At 41.9% G+C, this 18,350-nt stretch carries 13 protein-coding genes; all 13 read left to right on the top strand.

Annotated elements, in window-relative coordinates; translation table 11 throughout:
- The first annotated feature begins 120 nt into the window (after positions 1 to 120).
- The 13 genes from H580_RS0100195 (at position 121) to H580_RS0100135 (ending at position 17,733) form a co-directional block, all read left to right on the top strand.
- Entirely contained in the window at positions 121 to 1,746 is a 1,626-nt protein-coding gene (locus tag H580_RS0100195; protein ID WP_028593011.1) for a S1C family serine protease, read from the top strand.
- 235 nt (positions 1,747 to 1,981) lie between these two features.
- Complete coding sequence (locus H580_RS0100190) at positions 1,982 to 2,665, top strand: response regulator transcription factor (RefSeq protein WP_028593010.1); 684 nt, start codon at positions 1,982 to 1,984, stop codon at positions 2,663 to 2,665.
- 3 nt (positions 2,666 to 2,668) lie between these two features.
- Positions 2,669 to 4,174: a sensor histidine kinase gene (locus H580_RS0100185; protein ID WP_028593009.1), complete on the top strand. Its 1,506-nt coding sequence runs from the start codon at positions 2,669 to 2,671 to the stop codon at positions 4,172 to 4,174.
- A gap of 69 nt (positions 4,175 to 4,243) precedes the next feature.
- Positions 4,244 to 5,212 (top strand): 4-hydroxy-3-methylbut-2-enyl diphosphate reductase, encoded by a 969-nt coding sequence (locus H580_RS0100180; protein WP_028593008.1) that lies wholly within the window; start codon positions 4,244 to 4,246, stop codon positions 5,210 to 5,212.
- Positions 5,213 to 5,423: 211 nt separating this feature from the next.
- Complete coding sequence (aroF, locus tag H580_RS0100175) at positions 5,424 to 6,473, top strand: 3-deoxy-7-phosphoheptulonate synthase (RefSeq protein WP_028593007.1); 1,050 nt, start codon at positions 5,424 to 5,426, stop codon at positions 6,471 to 6,473.
- 333 nt (positions 6,474 to 6,806) lie between these two features.
- Positions 6,807 to 8,231 (top strand): type I glutamate--ammonia ligase, encoded by a 1,425-nt coding sequence (gene glnA, locus H580_RS0100170; protein WP_028593006.1) that lies wholly within the window; start codon positions 6,807 to 6,809, stop codon positions 8,229 to 8,231.
- Between the two features lie 330 nt (positions 8,232 to 8,561).
- Positions 8,562 to 9,656: a 3-phosphoserine/phosphohydroxythreonine transaminase gene (serC, locus tag H580_RS0100165; RefSeq protein WP_028593005.1), complete on the top strand. Its 1,095-nt coding sequence runs from the start codon at positions 8,562 to 8,564 to the stop codon at positions 9,654 to 9,656.
- Between the two features lie 342 nt (positions 9,657 to 9,998).
- Positions 9,999 to 12,464, top strand: coding sequence for an S-layer homology domain-containing protein (locus H580_RS0100160; RefSeq protein ID WP_028593004.1), 2,466 nt, complete (start codon positions 9,999 to 10,001; stop codon positions 12,462 to 12,464).
- A gap of 368 nt (positions 12,465 to 12,832) precedes the next feature.
- Positions 12,833 to 13,156 (top strand): PadR family transcriptional regulator, encoded by a 324-nt coding sequence (locus tag H580_RS0100155; RefSeq protein ID WP_028593003.1) that lies wholly within the window; start codon positions 12,833 to 12,835, stop codon positions 13,154 to 13,156.
- A complete protein-coding gene (locus H580_RS0100150; protein WP_028593002.1) occupies positions 13,149 to 13,694 on the top strand; it encodes a DUF1700 domain-containing protein in 546 nt (181 codons plus the stop codon). The genes H580_RS0100155 and H580_RS0100150 overlap by 8 nt, the downstream gene beginning before the upstream one ends.
- Positions 13,691 to 14,443, top strand: coding sequence for a DUF4097 family beta strand repeat-containing protein (locus tag H580_RS0100145; protein ID WP_028593001.1), 753 nt, complete (start codon positions 13,691 to 13,693; stop codon positions 14,441 to 14,443). Before H580_RS0100150 ends, H580_RS0100145 begins: the two co-directional genes overlap by 4 nt.
- 101 nt (positions 14,444 to 14,544) lie before the next feature.
- Positions 14,545 to 15,327 (top strand): ABC transporter ATP-binding protein, encoded by a 783-nt coding sequence (locus H580_RS0100140; protein WP_036604237.1) that lies wholly within the window; start codon positions 14,545 to 14,547, stop codon positions 15,325 to 15,327.
- A gap of 6 nt (positions 15,328 to 15,333) precedes the next feature.
- Positions 15,334 to 17,733: an ABC transporter permease gene (locus H580_RS0100135; RefSeq protein WP_028592999.1), complete on the top strand. Its 2,400-nt coding sequence runs from the start codon at positions 15,334 to 15,336 to the stop codon at positions 17,731 to 17,733.
- The last annotated feature ends 617 nt before the right edge of the window (positions 17,734 to 18,350 follow it).

Below are 18,350 nucleotides of genomic sequence, written 5' to 3'. Positions count from 1 at the left end.
TATAAAGTTTTTAAGGTGTGCTTAAGGTTACTAGTCCATTATAACTACATAAGGTATTGAGCTTCCCGATGATGAAGGGAACATGGAGACAGCAACATTAACAGTAATGGAGGAGATCACATGAGCGATCAACGTAATTCTTTTTCTCATCCCGACAAGGATTCTTATACAGGACCTCAATCTGAGGCCAATCAAGCAGGACATGAGCAAGCAGCTTCCAAGGAACAAGATAATAAGCAACAGCCTTACTATTATGCTTACGGTCCATATCAATCATCACGAAGCGAGCAAGATTCTACAGTATCACGTGATTCATCTGGCAGAGCAAGTGATGTACCGGTAACTCCGCCTCAAGCCATTAAGCCGATGCCATTCTCAAGTGCAACGCATAATGGTCCTACGTTTGCAGGAGGAGCTTCATCTAATGGAGGCGGCGGCTATAAAGACGGTGAACGAGCTAACCAACAATGGCAGTTCCAACAGAAGCCTGAACGTCGTCGTACCTCGTTCCGTACGGTGGTTGCTTCCTTTATGGCAGGGGTCATTGCAATTGGTGGCCTAATGGGAGCGTCTGATTACTACAACTGGTTTACAGGAGATGATGCACTTCTGTCGGGTGTAGCTGAACGTAAAGAAGCTGCTCAGCAAGTAGTAGATAAACGTCCTGCACCATTCCCTGAAGGAACAGCGGCTGTATCTGATGTCGTGAAAATGGCAAGCCCAGCGGTAGTGAAGATTGACACATACGGTACACCTAGTAGTACAGGTGGAAGAGGTTCATGGATGGATGATCCGTTCTTCCGACAGTTCTTCGGAGGCAATCCTGAGAGCCAACACAGCGACACGCCATCCGAAAAATCTCTTCAGCCACTAGGGCTGGGTACAGGCTTTATTTTTGAAAAAGATGGATTTATTTTAACGAACCAGCACGTTATCGAAGGTGCCGAAGTGGTACAAGTTAATATAGAAGGCTATACAAAGCCATTTAAAGCTCAAGTATTAGGCAAGAGCCGTGATCTTGATTTGGCTGTATTGAAAATTGAAGGAGATTCTGACTTCCCGACAATCAAGCTTGGTAACTCCGATGCAACGGAAGTAGGAGAGCAGTTGGTTGCAATCGGCAATCCGTCTGGATTCGATCACACGGTAACAACGGGCGTATTGAGTGCTAGAGAGCGTTCGATTACCGTGAATGATAATGGTCAGCCTCGGACCTATGAACATTTGCTTCAAACGGATGCATCTATTAACCCAGGTAACTCTGGCGGCCCGCTCTTGAATATGAAGGGCGAAGTTATCGGGATGAACGTAGCGGTAAGTAAGGAAGCGCAAGGTATCGGCTTCGCCATTCCTGCAAATGTTATCTTGAATGTCGTGGAACCGCTGAAACAGAACAAAGAAATTCCAAAAGAGCCAGTTCCATTTATCGGAACGAACTTGATTACAATGACGGAAGAAATTGCGAAAAGTATTGGTATCGAAAATACACCTGGCGCGCTAGTGCATACGGTTGTGTTTGGTTCTCCAGCTTATGATGCAGAGCTGCGCGCTTATGATGTCATCGCAGCTATTGATGGCAAGGAGATAGCAACGAAGGAAGAGTTGAGTGAACAGATTTTAACGAAAAAAGTGGGCGATACGGTTAAACTTGAGGTTGTTCGTAAAGGCAAAAAAACAAGTGTAGACGTAAAGATTGGCGACAAGAACAAATTCCAACAAGCGGAACAACAACAGCTTCAGCCTTAAATCGTAAACGTTAGTTATTTAGCTATAAGGATAGATTAGGAGAAGAAAGCGAGGTGATATGAAGTGTATCCTTCGCTTTCTTTTCGCTTGTCTGCGTGCATGGTACAATGTAAGTCTGAGCTATGGTACAGAGTAAGTTCTAAAAGTAAAACGACATTGTAATACGCATGAGTCAATCAGCTCATCGTTGAAGCTATTCTCATAAACGTTAGGGATGAAAGGAAGAATATTTCATATGAGGCCTTATATTTTAATTGTAGATGATGATGAAAAAATAACGTCGATGTTGAGGCGCGGACTCGTATTTGATGGTTATGAGGTACAGACGGCACCAAACGGTGCGGAGGGCTTGCGCCAAGTTATTATACGAGAGCCAGATCTTGTTATTCTTGATGTCATGATGCCGGAAGTGGATGGTTGGGAAGTATGTCGACGACTGCGGGAAGCGGAAATCAGTGTACCTGTGTTGATGCTGACGGCGAAAGATGAAGTTCAGGATCGAGTGAAAGGCTTGGATACGGGAGCGGATGATTATCTCGTGAAGCCGTTTGCGTTGGAAGAATTGTTAGCTCGTGTGAGGGCGTTGCTCCGTCGTCGTCCTGAGCAAGAAGGCGGCGGGCATCGCTTGACGTTTGAAGATCTTTTGTTAGATCTACATACACGTGAAGTGAAGCGGGATGGCAAGCCAGTAGAGCTGACAGCAAAAGAGTTTGAACTGCTCCATTTGTTCATGCAGAATCCGAAGCGAGTATTGCCGAGAGATGTCATTATGGAGAAAATTTGGGGCTATGATTATAGCGGGGAATCCAATGTGCTTGAGGTGTACATTGCGATGCTGCGCCAAAAGACGGAAGAGCATGGCGATAAGCGCCTTATTCAAACGATTCGCGGTACTGGTTACGTATTGAGAGGGGACTAGTGAATGTCGATTCGCCTTAGGCTTACAGTATGGTATTCAGCATTGTTGGCGTTTACGTTGTTTGTATTCGGCATTTCGATCTATGCGTTTGTTGACTACAATATTTACAGTGATATCAAAAATCGCCTTAAGCATCAAACCCAACAAATGTCGGTTCAAAGCACGGTAAAATGGAACGGAGATATTTCGTTTGATATTTTTGTACCTCCTAACTCAGATAACTCTTTTGAAGAGTTATATATCCAAACCTATAACTATACTAGCAAGGAATATAGGTTTTCCGAAAATCTACAGGATTTGCGAATGAAATTTCCTTTCCCTTCATCACCTAAAGATGTACAGGAGGGGTATAAGCGCTTAAATGTGAGTGGCAATGAGTTCTACGTTTATCACCAACCAATAGATATTGGTGGAGAGGTCGTTGGAGTCATTCAAGTAGGTGCCTATACGGGTGACCATGCTGCCTTCTTCAAATTGCTTCGCACGATTCTTATTTTTGCATCGATGGTGACCGTCGTGATTGCCTTCTCGTTAGGGTTGTTCCTAGCGCAGAAGTCACTACGGCCAATCGAGAATATTATTCGTGCGACCAATCGTGTACAGAAGGGGGCGGATCTTAGTGTCCGTATTCCGCGCGAAGGTCCTCCTGAAGATGAGATTGGCCAGCTGACGGAAACCATTAATAGTATGTTAGGTCGGATGGAGACCTTTTATAATGAGTTGGATGATGCTTATCGTGCGCAGCGTCGATTCGTATCGGATGCTTCGCATGAGCTAAGAACACCGCTTACTACGATTCGAGGCAATGTCGATTTGTTAGAGAAGATGTGGTCTACGAAAAATACGAATGAATTGCCGTTGACAGAAGATGAGCGCGAGCAAATGTCTGAGGAGGCATTGCGCGATATTGGGGATGAAGCACGACGAATGAGTCATCTTATAAACGATATGCTCTCTTTAGCGCGTGCAGATGCAGGTTATAAGGTGGAGAAAGAAGTCGTTGAAGTAAAGGGGCTTATCGAAGAGGTCGTACGTAGGGCGCAGTTCCTGCCAAGAACATCGGATTGGATTTTCGAAGAAAATGCAGAGCTATCTAATAAGTTTGTTCGAGGCAACAAAGATTATTTGCAGCAAATGTTGTTCATTTTTATTGAAAATGCGTTCAAATACACGCCTTCCGGAAGTGTGGAGCTGATAGTGGTCGTTCAGAACGACCAGTTGGGACTACGTATCAAGGATAGTGGTATCGGAATGGATGAGCATGAAGTGCCGCATATTTTTGAGCGCTTCTATCGTGCGGATGTATCTCGTGGCATCACATCGGGAACTGGTCTAGGCTTATCGATTGCCAAATGGATTATTGATGAGCATGGAGGCTCTGTTGAGGTCATGACGCAGCCTGGGGAAGGTACTACATTTATCGTGTGGCTGCCTCTTGTCCATATTCCAGATGAGTGGATCATGGAGCCTACTGAAGTGGGCGATGTCAAAAGCGATGAAGGACAATAGCGTATATTTCCGGTATAATAGAGTGAAAGGCTCCTTTGAGGGGATTCACATAGAAAGCTGGTGAACAGAATGAAAGTTCATAAGATTACACCGCGGGGATATTGTTATGGTGTTGTAGATGCGATGGTTATCGCGCAGCAGACAGCACGTAATTTGGATTTGCCCCGTCCTATATATATACTTGGCATGATTGTTCATAATAGTCATGTTACTGATGCGTTCGAAGATGCGGGCATTATTACGTTGGATGGCGAGAATCGCTTGGAAATTCTAGATCAAGTTGAGTCTGGGACGATTATTTTCACGGCACATGGTGTATCCCCGGAAGTACGCCGTAGAGCGCGTGAAAAAGGATTGACGACCGTAGATGCTACTTGTCCGGATGTAACCCGTACGCATACGCTGATTAAGGAAATGACGGAACAGGGTTATGAAGTCATTTATATCGGTAAGAAAGGGCATCCTGAGCCAGAAGGTGCTATCGGTGTCGCTCCTGAACACGTTCATCTTATCGAAAATGAAGTGGAAATTGATCAACTGACGGTTAATGCGGAGCGCATCATCATTACGAATCAGACGACGATGAGCCAATGGGATATTAAGCATATTATGAATAAGCTGATACAGCGCTATCCACATGCGGAAATTCATAACGAAATCTGTATGGCGACACAGGTTCGTCAGCAGGCTGTAGCTGAGCAGGCATCACAGTGTGATCTTGTTATCGTTGTAGGTGATCCGCGTAGTAACAACTCTAACCGTCTTGCGCAAGTATCTGAAGAAATCGCTGGTACACGTGCATATCGGATTTCGGATTTGTCTGAGTTTAAGCAGGAATGGCTGGAAGGTGTAGAAATAGTCGGTATAACGTCTGGAGCTTCTACCCCGACTCCGATAACGAAGGAAGTTGTGGCCTATTTGGAGCAGTACGACAAAGATGATGAATCCACATGGCCGCTTGAGCGTACAGTAAATATGCAGAAGCTTCTTCCGCCGGTGCGCACGAAGTCCATTAATAAAGCTGAAACCACGAATTAAACAATAGAACGACCGTATAATAATCGCCTTAGAATTTATTCTAAGGCGGTTATTTTATATTTGGATAATAATATGACAACAATGTGAATTGGTGGTTTTACCCTTGACGAAAATGGAATCTCAATATAGACTATCTTTAATGGATAAAAGCGTAAACGCGAACAAGCGTTTAAGTGTGGAAGAAAATAACGTAGAATCGAAGGTGAACCCTATGATCGTTGTTGTATCCAATCGTATTTCAGATGAACGAATAGAAGAGATTATCAAATTTATTGAAGGCAAAGGACTGCAGGCTCATTTGTCGCGAGGCACAGAGCAAACGGTAATTGGGCTCGTAGGTGGAGTAGATCCGAAGACAGCAGAACACTTGCGTCAGATGAAGGGTGTAGAGCAAGTAGTGAAGATTACAAAGTCATACAAGATGGCAAGCAGAGACTTCCATCCAGCAGATACCGTTATTGAAATTGGCGATGTACGTATCGGAGGCGGAGAACTTGTCGTAATGGGTGGACCGTGCGCGGTTGAGTCTCCAGAACAAATTGATGAGATTGCACGTCTTGTAAAGGCGGCAGGAGGCCAAGTGCTTCGCGGCGGTGCATTTAAACCACGCACAGGTCCATACAGCTTCCAAGGCATTGGTGTGGAAGGGTTGGAGATGATGGCGGAAGCGGGCAAGAAACATGGCTTGCTCACCATTACCGAAGTGATGACGCCTGAATATGTTGATGTATGCGCCCAATATGCGGATATACTGCAAGTCGGAACACGCAATATGCAGAACTTCGATTTGCTGCGCAAACTAGGAGAGTGCAATCGACCCGTACTATTGAAGCGAGGATTCAGTGCAACATACGATGAGTGGTTGAATGCTGCGGAATACATCTTGGCGGGAGGAAATCCGAACGTTATGTTATGTGAGCGTGGGATACGTACATTCGAATCCTACACGCGCAATACATTGGATTTGACTGCTATTCCGGTTATGAAACAGCTGACTCACTTGCCAATTATTTCTGACCCGAGCCATGGAACAGGTCGCCGTGAGTTGGTAGAGCCTATGACGAAGGCGTCTGTGGCAGCTGGGGCAGACGGTCTTATTATCGAAATGCATACAGATCCCGACAACTCGATGACAGGAGACGGCGTTCAATCTTTGTTCCCGGATCAATTTGCTCGTTTGCTTCGTGAGCTGGAGCAGCTTGCTCCTTTGTGCGGAAGTACATTTAATACAGAGAAGGAAGAAGCTGCTTACTTCGTGTAGGTTAAATGGTTTGAGTGATCGTTTGGCTCAAGCGTATGGCATGTAATTTAATGACTAAAAAATGACAAAAAACGACCTGTAAATGGGTCGTTTTTTTTGTTTGATAAGGATACGGAATGAGGAGGATATAAGGCGTTTACAAGGTGGAATTATACGGTGGTTAAATACTTCCTAAATAAGGGTGTTAGGAAACCTTACACAAAATAAAAAAATACCTGACATGAGTATTGACGTGCGATATTGTGTGGCTCTATAATAACTTCAATATCAAAAACGAAATGAACAATTCAACTAATAAACCACATTAATGTTCGGAATTGGGGAGGAAATAAGATGTCAGTCAACCGTGTATTGGAATTGATGAAGGAAAAAGCTATTGAGTTTGTAGATTTCCGTTTTGTGGACTTAAGTGGTCGTGCACACCATATTAGCTTGCCTGCAACTGAAGTAGATGCTGAGACGTTCGTAAATGGTGTAGCTTTTGATGGTTCTTCGATTCCAGGCTTCCGCGGTATCGAGGAATCCGATATGGTTATGATGCCTGATACAGATAGCTGTTATGTTGATCCATTTACTTCTCATGCTACGCTTATCATTATGTGTAACATTCATACACCAGATGGCGAACGTTATGATCGTGACCCGCGCAGCATTGCAGAGAAAGCAGAGCAATTTTTGCAAACAACTGGTGTTGGTACTGCAGCTTACTTCGCTCCTGAGTCCGAGTTCTTTATTTTCGATGATGTGCGTTACGAAACGTCTATGAACAGCTCTTCGTTCTTTGTTGATTCCGAAGAAGCTGCATGGAACACGAACCGCAAGGAAGAGGGCGGTAACCTCGGCTTCAAAATTCCTACAAAAGGCGGTTACGTGCCTGTAGCTCCTGTTGATACACAACAAGACTTGCGCAGTGAAATTTGCCGTTTGCTTCAAGATGCTGGCCTTCGTGTTGAGCGCCATCACCATGAGGTGGCTACAGCAGGTCAAGGCGAGATTAACTTCCGCTTCGATACATTAAGAAAAACAGCTGATAACTTGTTGACATATAAATACATCGTTCACAATACTGCTCGTCAATTTGGCAAAGTAGCAACATTTATGCCTAAACCGTTGTTTGGTGATAACGGTAGCGGAATGCACGTTCACCAATCGATCTTTGATGGTGACACACCTATGTTCTATGAAAAAGGCGGCTATGCAAACTTGAGCGAAATGGCGCTGCACTATATCGGTGGTATTTTGCACCATGCACCAGCACTGCTTGCGATCACGAATCCGTCAACGAACTCCTTTAAGCGTCTCGTTCCTGGTTATGAGGCACCAGTTAACTTGGTATTCTCTAAAGGTAACCGTTCTGCTGCGATCCGTATTCCAGTTGCAGCGGTAACGCCGAAAGGCTGCCGTATCGAGTTCCGTACGCCTGACTCCACAGCTAACCCATACTTGGCATTCGCGGCTATGTTGATGGCTGGTTTGGATGGAATTAAACGTAAACTTGATCCACGTGCTCTTGGCTATGGTCCATTTGATAAAAACATTTATGAATTGTCTGATGCGGAGAAGCATGAGATTCGCAGCGTGCCAGGTACGATGGAAGAAGCACTTGCTGCACTTGAAGCTGATCACGAGTTCTTGCTCGATGGCGGCGTATTCTCCAAAGACTTCATCGATAACTATATCAACTTCAAGCGCGGTGAAGCGAAGTCAGTAGCGATTCGTATTCATCCGCAAGAGTACAGCCTATACTTCGATTGCTAATAAATAGGTAGTGTGGCTTAGTACAGAGACGAGCGTTTTATGAAATTGGAATCATTCGAATAAGTTTTCAAAATGTACACAATATACCCCTCTTTGAGTGAAAATGCCGTTCGTAGCGACAATCTCAAGGAGGGGTTCTTTTATTTCGGAAATAAGTAGTGTACAGAACGAGGTTATAGAGAAATCATTCGCGATATTTGCTTATAACCGAACAATATAGATATGTATTCATTCTATTTTTCGTGAAATATGTGGTTGAAGGAGATGTCATTACCTGATATCATTACAATAATATTTCGGAAGCTATAATGGGGAAAAGGTGGGAGACATATGGAACAACGTCAACGAGCTTATAACTTCAATGCTGGACCAGCAGCATTGCCGCTTGAAGTGCTTGAGCGTGCGCAGACAGAATTCGTCGAATTTGCAGGCACAGGCATGTCAATTATGGAAATGTCACATCGCGGCGGTGTATATGAAGCTGTGCATAATGAAGCGAAGTCTTTAATGAAGGAACTGCTTAACATTCCTGCGGGATATGATGTGCTGTTCATGCAAGGTGGAGCAAGTACCCAATTTGCGATGATTCCGCTTAATTTACTCTCCCCGGGCAAAGTCGGTACGTATGTGAACACTGGAAGCTGGGCAACGAAGGCGATCCAAGAAGCACAGTTAGTGGGAGAAGTACAAGTTGTTGCGTCATCTGAAGCGGATAAATTTATGAGTATTCCATCATTAGCTGATCTACAATTGCCAGAACAAGCTGCTTATTTGCATCTCACATCCAACGAAACGATTGAAGGTACTCAGTTCCAAGCTTACCCTAATACAGGTGATGTGCCGCTCATCGTAGATATGTCCAGTGATATATTGTGTCGTCCAATCGATGTATCTCAGTTTGGGATGATTTATGCGGGTGCACAGAAAAATCTTGGTCCATCTGGCGTTACCGTTGTCATTGCGAAGGAAGAGCTCATTGCTAACAGTCCAAAGACAATACCGACTATGATGCGTTACAGCACAGCTTACAAAAACAATTCGTTGTACAATACACCTCCATCTTTCTCAATTTATATGGTGAAGCTTGTATTGGAATGGCTTAAAGAGCAAGGTGGCTTGAGTGCGGTTCAAGTGGCCAATGAATATAAAGCACAGCTTATTTATAACGCGATTGACAACAGTGACGGCTTCTATCGTGGTTGTGCAGAGCAAAGCAGCCGTTCCATTATGAACGTAACCTTCCGTCTTGCAACGGAGGAGTTGGAAAAGGCATTCGCTGCTCAAGCGGAGCAAGCGGGCTTCGTAGGGTTGAAAGGGCATCGTAGTGTAGGTGGGCTTCGGGCCTCTATTTATAACGCGGTTCCACGCTCTAGTTGTGAGGCTTTAGTACAGTTTATGGAAGACTTTAGACTTAATAACGGATAATTTTTACTCAAACTTGCAACTAAATGGAAGAAATCTGCGTCTTATAGTTAGACGTCGGATTTCTTCTTTTTTATTTTTGTTTCGTTTTCCTGTAATACGTGTAAAAAATGGATGTGAATCTAGTAAGGAACATAAAAAGTTTCCGCTAATTTGGATAATAAGAGAAACTTTATATGAAAAGATGAATATAAACATTTTGAGGTATATTCTGGAATGGTGGAGAAGCCTTCATTTTAAGTACTTTGACATCTAGATTGTGGCTGATTCACTTATAGGATCGTTGGAAACTTATTTTTTGCAATAAGTTATCCATAAATAACAATCGTGGAGGGAAAAGGATTCATGAAGAAGAAAATCGTAAGTACAGCTTTAGCTGCGAGCTTAGTGGTTGGTTCACTCGCAGGTATTCCTGTTAATGCATTATCTACAGTGGAGGCGCTCAGTAAGATTCAAGCTGCACAGGAATCCAAGTCATCGATTATTTGGCTGGAAAATAAAAATAAGCAAATTCATGCTGCACTGAACGCTGAAGAGCGCTCTGTTGTAGATGCGACTTATAATAGTACTGTAACTTCTGTTACGTATGCATCATATGGAGACATTGTTGACCCGATCTGGGAAGTTATTCCGAATGAGCTTAAGAAAGATGCTGTTACAAAAGAAAATGTTTTCGGCATCTACAAGCAACTGAAGTTGTTTGCGCTTGGTGATGAACAGGCTTTGGGTGCTTTGAGTACTACATATGACAAAGTGCTGCAGCAAGCTGCCAAAGACGCAGGTCTTACTGCTGGATTGACCAAAGCAGATTACGAGGATCTGGCAGCGAAAGTTAAGGGCAACTTCTTAAAAGAGTTCCAAAGTAAAGAAATCGCAGCGTTGTTGAGTAATCCAGCGAATATCGGCAAGAATTTCAATGCGAAGTTGCAGAAAGTTGTTGTATCTGCGATTGCTGAGTCTGACAAATTCAATGCTATAGCAAAAACGTATAAGCTGGACTGGAATACTGTAGGCGAAGCAGATAAGCAATTGGCAGCTAGAGTGTCCACTTATAATGAAGCAGTAGAATCGTTGGCTGTAGCAGCAGTGCGGGCGCATTCGAACCTAATCGGAAATGATGCTAAAGAAGGCACAAATGTTGTGCTAAGTGTATACGGTGCTGTATACGGAAATGTGACGGGAAGTGTATATACAGATGTGTACGGCGGTGTAACTACTGTCACATATTCTGATTACAAAGACTATATCGAGTTGAAGCTCGACGAGAAAAAGAGTGCTGGCGTTAAATTAGAGGGCGGTACACTAAAAACGACAGACAAGAAAGATGGAGTTGCCTACGTAACGGCTTATATTAGAAAAGCTGGAACTGCATTCCGCGGGGACGAAATTCTGTTCAGCAATGTACAAATACCTGTTCGTTACATTGCTCCTGGATCTAACAATGGTGGTAACAACGGTGGTGGATTCTACCCTGGTGGAGGCGGAGGAGGCAGCAACATCTCAGATGGCGTCCTCATTGATTATAACAACTATTTCAAAGAGCTTGAGAAGCAATTGGCGGCACTTAAGTCCCGGCTTGCTAGCGCTGTTTCCACAGAAGAGAAAAATCGTGTACTAGACGAATTAAACGCACTGTTGAACAAGTCATTTGCTGAAGTAACGAAGCTTAATGTGAAGCGCTTTGTCGTAGTGAAAGATGGCGTGGCAACATTGAAGCTGACAGACAGCGATCTGAAGAACTATGTAAATGAGGTAGAAACACAGTTCAAGAAGTGGGCTGGACTGTTCAAAAATGTGAAGTCGGATATTACGATTCCGTCATTCGCACTTACTTTGGATGCAGGAACACATGATGTGAAGAAGTACCATGTATCTTTAAGCAAAGCCTTGCAAGAGCACTTCAAGTCCAAGCAAGCAGCAGACGTATCCGTATTGACGAACAGCTTGCGCACGACTTTGAATGTGGCGTCCTTACAAGAAGATGTTGAATGGAAAACGACTTCGAGACAAGAGAATCGCTTCAATAACAGCCCGATTGTTGCTTCCGATGTATACAAATACGAATATGTATTAAAAGATGGCAAGACATTACCTAGCGGAGCTATTAAAGCAACACTTCCATTAAGCTCGTCGTTCAAGCTGCCTAGCCGTGCATTGGTTGTGGCTGCTGCAGGTGGTAGTTCGGTGAAACCTGTCAATGGAAATTATGAATATGCTCTTAAAAATGGCAGTGAGGAGCTTGCGATTACAGGACGCAGTGTATCTTATATTGATATTAGCAAAGTTCGTGCATGGGCTGGTCCGAAAATCGACTTTATCTCTGCATTGGGTATTATGGAAGGCGTAGGAAACAATCGTTTTGCGCCTAAAGCTCATACAACACGTGGCGAAGTGGCGAAAATGTTCGTACTTGGTTTTGATCTGAAGGAGAAAGAAGGTTCTAAAACATTTACGGATGTGAGTAGTTCGAAATGGTATGCGAAGTACATTCGTGCAGCTGCGGATCAAGGTATCTTGAGCGGTTACCCGAACGGTACGTTCAGACCAGAGGCGAAGATTAGCCGTGCGGAATTCGCAGCTATCGCAGTTCGTTTGTTGCAGCAGAAAAATGGCTGGCAAGATGTTGCGAACCCAGACCAAGTATTAAAGCAGTTCAAAGATTACAAGTCGATCCATCCTTCTCTCAAAGCAGATGTAGCACTAGCGGTTGAGAAAGGCATTCTCGTGGGCGACAAAGGCAAGTTGAAACCAAACGATTCTACGAATCGTGCGGAGTCCGCAGTTATTTTGTATCGTTTATTGAATAAATAAGGTTGAGTTGAAGAGACTGCCTCTCTGTCTGAATAGATGGAGAGGTGGTTTTTTTAATAGCGTATCTGGAATGCCTTAAGGAATTGATAATTATTCAAAATGCAAGTTTTTTTAGAAAATGCTTGTGAATCATAAAAAATGGAAGTATAATTTGGGTATAACTGGATACGATGAGTCAGGAATGGATGTATAGGAATAGAAATCTCACGAGTCATTGTTTATATTTGAGTATCGTTTTTTTTATAACTAGGTACTGTGCAATGCAAGGTAGTAGCATGTAAGCTCTAAGGAATGCATTTGGAACGCGATATTGTTTTTTAATCCGGTACCTCGGATTAAAAGGTACTGAAAAAGCGTAGGTGGTTAATTTGAATGTACAGTTTAAAAAAGGTGTATTGGAATTGTGCGTACTGGTTTTGACTGCCAAGCAAGATCGTTATGGTTACGAATTAGTAGATGTGATTTCACGCAAGTTTGAAATTTCAGAAGGAACGATTTATCCGTTGCTTCGGCGCCTCACGGTGGACGGCTTGTTTTCTACTTATTACATCCAATCAAATGTAGGACCGCCCCGAAAATATTATAAACTGACTGATAAGGGGAAGGAATCACTTCAACAGCTGTTAGGGGAGTGGACATTATTTTCTGAAGGTGTTCAAGAAATAATCGAAGGGGGACTACGGGGTGAATAAACAAAAATATATAAGTGAATTGTCTAGTTACTTGAAATGTCTTCCCCCATCAGAACGTGAGGTGGTGTTGGGTGATTATGAAGAACATTTCGCTAATGCTCTATATTGTAGTAGAGATGAAGAGGAGATCGTTAGAAGTCTTGGTACCCCTAAACTGGTTGCGAAAGAAATAATAGCACAGTATAGACTGCAAGAAGCGACACACTCTCCTACATTGAATCGAATAACTAAGGCTACTCTTGCCATCGCAGGTATTGGCATATTCAATATAGTGCCGGTGCTGATACCATTCGCAATTTCTTTGTTAGTTGTTGTAAGTATGTATGTAATCGCAGGGCTGCTGCTTGCATCACCACTTATTATGCTTATCCAGAATGGAGTAAGTTGGAACCTTTTGTTTGATTTCTTTTGGATATTAGGATTAGTAGGTGTCGGATTGCTGCTCGTGATAGGATTGAATAAAATGATAACTTGGTACTATAACCAGGTGCTTCGATATTTGCGTTATAGCATAAGAAAATGGGGGAGAAATATATGAGTGCCTCTAGAAAGGTTAAAGTGGCTTTCGTACTTATTGTGGTAGCGGTAATTGGAAACGTTGCTCTCTTTTTACTGGGCGTATCACCATTTAATACAACCGAAATTAGTGAAAGATGGAGTGCTCATGCACAAGAAATTCAAAATATTCAAATCATATCTGACACTCAAAATATTGAATTGACTCCGACTAAAGGAGAAACTATTGAAGCAAAGCTTACTGGCACGATTACTACTCGTTGGGCAGATGATTATAAGTTGCAAGTTAACCATAGTGGAAAAAACTTAGTCATTTCTGTGAAGGAAAAGACTGAAGAAAAGTTCTTTGTTCTTTACTCCAATGTCAAACTAACCATTCAAATTCCTCAGCAAGTCTTCGCACAATTGCAGATACAAACCGATACTGGAAATATTTCGATAGAAGAAGTTCACGCAATCGAATATCAAATAGCAAGTAATACAGGTAATTTTCTCGCTAATGTAAATGACGGCAAGTTTAATGTGTCTACAGATACGGGTAAAGTTTCTTTAAATTTGAAGACAATCACATCAGATATTTTCGTCAAGACAGATACAGGTAATGTTTCCGTAACAGCATATGAAATTCCTAACTCTCTACAGCATGAACTGAAAACAGTCGATGGCAGCATAGAATCTAACCTTCCTCCAAGCATAACTCCAAACAGTAATAATACCCCTAGAGTACGACTTGTTTCAGATACTGGTAATCTCGTTTTCACGCAGAGATGAATCGTTATCCATAACTAATCTTCTTTTAACTACATGATTTCACTACTATAACTGATATTCCTTACTGAAAAAATGCTAATTCATATGAGGGAGTGATTGAAATGAAGGTTCAACTAAAACCTAATGAAAAGAAAACGGTGATTTTAAAAGCTGAGCATCTCTATAAAACGTATCAAACCGGAAATGAGGAATTCCACGCAGCCAAGGATATGAGTTTAGATATTTATGAAGGTGAATTTACAGTTATAATGGGTAGTTCGGGATCTGGAAAGTCTACGTTGCTTTATATGTTAAGTGGTTTGGATAGTGTAAGTTCTGGTAGTGTGTATTTCAAAGAACAGCGAATTGATCAACTATCAGAAACACAAATAACAGCATTGCGATCAGAAGAAATTGGTTATGTATACCAGTCGATTAATTTGGTCCCAGATTTAAATTTATATGAAAACATCGCTCTCCCAGGTCATGTAGCAGGACGTTCAAATAAAGATATTCGTACAAAAGCTCTCTATTTACTTAAGCTTATGAATATTGAAGAGCAACGGGATAGACTACCTTCACAAGTGTCGGGAGGACAACAACAAAGAGCTGCCATTGCAAGGGCACTTATCAATTCCCCAGAAGTTATTTTTGCGGATGAACCGACCGGAGCTTTGAATCAAGAGCAAGGTACGATTATTCTTGATTTATTAACTGAAGTTAATCGCGATGGACAGACCATTGTCATGGTAACTCATGATATTAAAGCAGCCTGTCGAGCAGATCGGATTATTCTCATCAAAGATGGTCAGATTGGCGGGATATTGGAGTTGGGTAAATATAAGCCAGAACAGCTTCAGTCCCGCGAACAGCAGATCTTTTCATTTATTGCTGGGAAGGAGTAACAGAATATGTCACCAGTCTGGATACTATCTAAATCAAGTTTGCGAAAAAAGAAGATTCAGAATTTCTTCATCACACTTATTATTCTTCTCTCCGCGGTGTTACTAATGACAGCTGTAGCTATTATTAGTAACTCTGGTGGTGCTTACTTGAATATGCATGAGAGATTGCAAGGGGCACACCAAATACTGAAAATTGAGAACGGGCTTCATGATCCTGAAGAAGTGCAGCATTGGTGGAAGCAGCAGCAAGGGGTAACTGTTTCGGAAATTATGCCATATCACAATGTCTCTGGAATTATGCATGAGGGGCAAGATTACTCCAATGTGGCTGCTATGATGATAAACACTCCACCAAAACCTTCTGATGTAGATGAATTGTTATTTGACCAAGGTCAAATAACATCCATACCGAACGAAGGAACGGTATGGATTCCTACTACTTTGGCAAGATCAAAGGATATTCAGGTTGGAGATAACATTGGGGTAAAAACGAAAAATGGTGTAATTGACTACAAAGTGTCTGCCGTCGTTGTAGATATTTCATATAGTGCTCCTTTTACAACTACAGCCCGTATCTGGATGAGCCCAGATGATTACCGTGAGGTATCAAGTAAGTTAGATGAAATAGATAAGACGATGATCAGCTTGAGGTATAGTGATTATAGTCAGAGTCAAACGTACTGGGAATCATTCGAAAAATCTCTTGGTACTCCATATTTAGAAGGAAAATCGGAATTTGATAGCTTGTCTTCCTTCTATCTTGTCACAAATAAGCTCATTGCATTTGTCATGATTTTTTTGTCGGTAGTAATGATTGCTATCGCTCTCTATACGATTTATTTCACCATATCAGATGAAATTATTTCAAGCTATAAGACAATAGGTATTTTAAGTTCGATTGGATTGACATCTCGAAAAATCATTAGTGTATATGTCATCCAGTATGGACTATTGGCTTGCTTATCCGTTGTTCCAGCAGTTCTTCTGAGTTATGCATTTTCAGATCGTATTATGGATAGCTCGGTTTCACATCTGAAGACTGCCAACATAGATATGAGCGTATCATCCGCAGACTGGTCTTGGCTGATGGCTGCTTTAATTATTTTTATCATCGTCGCTTCGTCTTGGTTGTTTGCGAGTAAAGCAAGAAAAGTCGAGCCAGTGCAAGCTATTAGGTACGGTGGTGCTGAGCATGTTGTTGCTAGAAAGGCTGCTTCGCCAGCACGGGCATGGTTGCGCTTTGAACAATTTCCAGCTTCGCTAGTCATTGGAATGAGAGGTCTTATCAAGAATGTTCGCGCTTCTTCTCTAATGGTTCTCATTTCTGGAATGACATCTGCGGTTCTCGTATTCGGATTTCTGTTCATTTATAGCATTATGTCTATAGGGCAGACGATTTCACATTGGGGATACGATGGTTCTGATATTTCGATGAAAATCGATAAACCAGCGGAACTATCCTATGAACAGTTGCGGTCTCAATTTAATTTAGATGAACGTGTAGCTAATTTTAGTCGTTTTGGAGATATGAATGGCATTGTTGCCCTGAATAAGGATCTTCAAAATGATAGTGAGACTTCTATGGGAGTATATTTAACTGTGCTGGAAGGGGATTATAACGAGACAGGAGTAGTTAATCTTAAAGGACGTAATCCCATGAATGGTGATGAGATTGCTATTGGAGTGAATGTAGCTAAAAAGCTGCAGAAGGAAGTAGGTGATTCCATAGAAATTTTTGTTCAAGGAAAACCTATAAATATGGAAATAACAGGTATATATCAGGCTATTGCTAATATGTCCAACTCGGCTCGTCTTAAAGTAGAAGCGATACAAAAAATACAGCCGGACTACAATAACATGGAATCGATGTTCTTGAATGTGAAGGAAGGTGTTTCAATAGATGGGTTTGTAAGTGAATTACAAACCAAGTATGGTACTGCCTTATGGGTCGCAACTCAAAGTACTTTGGTGGATGAAGTATTCTCGGAAGCTATAAACATTTTGCTCGTTCCGTTGGGTGGTATGGGCTTCCTATTTATTGCAGTTACTTTTATCATCATTTATAGTGTATGTCGTATTAATATTAAGAAAGACAGCAGAACCTACGGCATTTTTAAAACGATTGGGATGACATCAGCAAAAATTCGTCTCTCTATTACTACAGGAATATTTGTGCTTTCTCTAATTGGCGGGTTACTAGGGCTTTTAGTGGGAGTATTCGCACTGCCACAATTGCTCAATATGGTACTATCCAATTATGGAATAGTAGAGGTTCCATTAGTAATAAATGCAGCAGGAATTGGATTGATGGTTCCTATTAGTGCTGTAGCGGCAGCGTGTGGAGCATGGGCTGCATCACGTTTAATATTACGGACTTCGCCGAGAATATTGACGACTGAGGCATGAGTTGTTATACAACAAAATGTTCACATAGGTGTAAGCCTTGATGCATGTACGATCCACATTGATGAAATATACACTTACAAGGGAATAATGCTATAGAACAGGTATCTACCTCGCAGTTTTCTGTGTGGGGAGTGCCTGTTTGTTTTTTTATGAAGGGATGTGATGATTGGCCTGAACATGGTTTTATTGTATTGAATGGTTAAAATTGATAGTAAGGATCAATTTACGACAGAATCATCTTGTCATTTACAAAAATATAGATTAAGATATCAATGGAACCTCTTCCTATATCAGGAAAAGTTGTGTTTGTCTTAATCGTTTAGTAGATCATAAGTACTATATAACTTCAATTGCTGTTTCTGATCTCCTACCTATACCATGAATAAAATAGAATAGAACAGGTATTCACATTTTGGATTTACATAATTTTCTTCGTGTTAATCTTTATGCCATATAGAATGCGACCGATATCAAAATGTAATGAAGATGTTGCGCAGAATCGTGGTTGAATGGGAGGAACAGTAAGCAGATGTTCTTTCATGGCTTGAAGTTTTAAGTAATGATTGTTGGTTATGTTAACGCTAGCTATTGTTAAAATATCAATAGCATTGAAATAT

Source organism: Paenibacillus assamensis DSM 18201 (assembly GCF_000422445.1).
Taxonomy (GTDB): Bacteria; Bacillota; Bacilli; order Paenibacillales; family Paenibacillaceae; genus Paenibacillus_B; species Paenibacillus_B assamensis.
Note: the sequence above shows the minus strand (reverse complement) of the source record. Positions and strands in the feature narration are given on the sequence as shown.

Bases quoted from the DNA above. Each gene is read 5' to 3' on its own strand.
- H580_RS0100185 (WP_028593009.1), top strand. From the start codon at position 2,669: ATGTCGATTCGCCTTAGGCTTACAGTATGGTATTCAGCATTGTTGGCG.
- serC (WP_028593005.1), top strand. From the start codon at position 8,562: ATGGAACAACGTCAACGAGCTTATAACTTCAATGCTGGACCAGCAGCA.
- H580_RS0100145 (WP_028593001.1), top strand. From the start codon at position 13,691: ATGAGTGCCTCTAGAAAGGTTAAAGTGGCTTTCGTACTTATTGTGGTA.
- H580_RS0100135 (WP_028592999.1), top strand. From the start codon at position 15,334: ATGTCACCAGTCTGGATACTATCTAAATCAAGTTTGCGAAAAAAGAAG.
- H580_RS0100180 (WP_028593008.1), top strand. From the start codon at position 4,244: ATGAAAGTTCATAAGATTACACCGCGGGGATATTGTTATGGTGTTGTA.
- glnA (WP_028593006.1), top strand. From the start codon at position 6,807: ATGTCAGTCAACCGTGTATTGGAATTGATGAAGGAAAAAGCTATTGAG.
- H580_RS0100195 (WP_028593011.1), top strand. From the start codon at position 121: ATGAGCGATCAACGTAATTCTTTTTCTCATCCCGACAAGGATTCTTAT.
- H580_RS0100190 (WP_028593010.1), top strand. From the start codon at position 1,982: ATGAGGCCTTATATTTTAATTGTAGATGATGATGAAAAAATAACGTCG.
- H580_RS0100140 (WP_036604237.1), top strand. From the start codon at position 14,545: ATGAAGGTTCAACTAAAACCTAATGAAAAGAAAACGGTGATTTTAAAA.
- aroF (WP_028593007.1), top strand. From the start codon at position 5,424: ATGATCGTTGTTGTATCCAATCGTATTTCAGATGAACGAATAGAAGAG.
- H580_RS0100160 (WP_028593004.1), top strand. From the start codon at position 9,999: ATGAAGAAGAAAATCGTAAGTACAGCTTTAGCTGCGAGCTTAGTGGTT.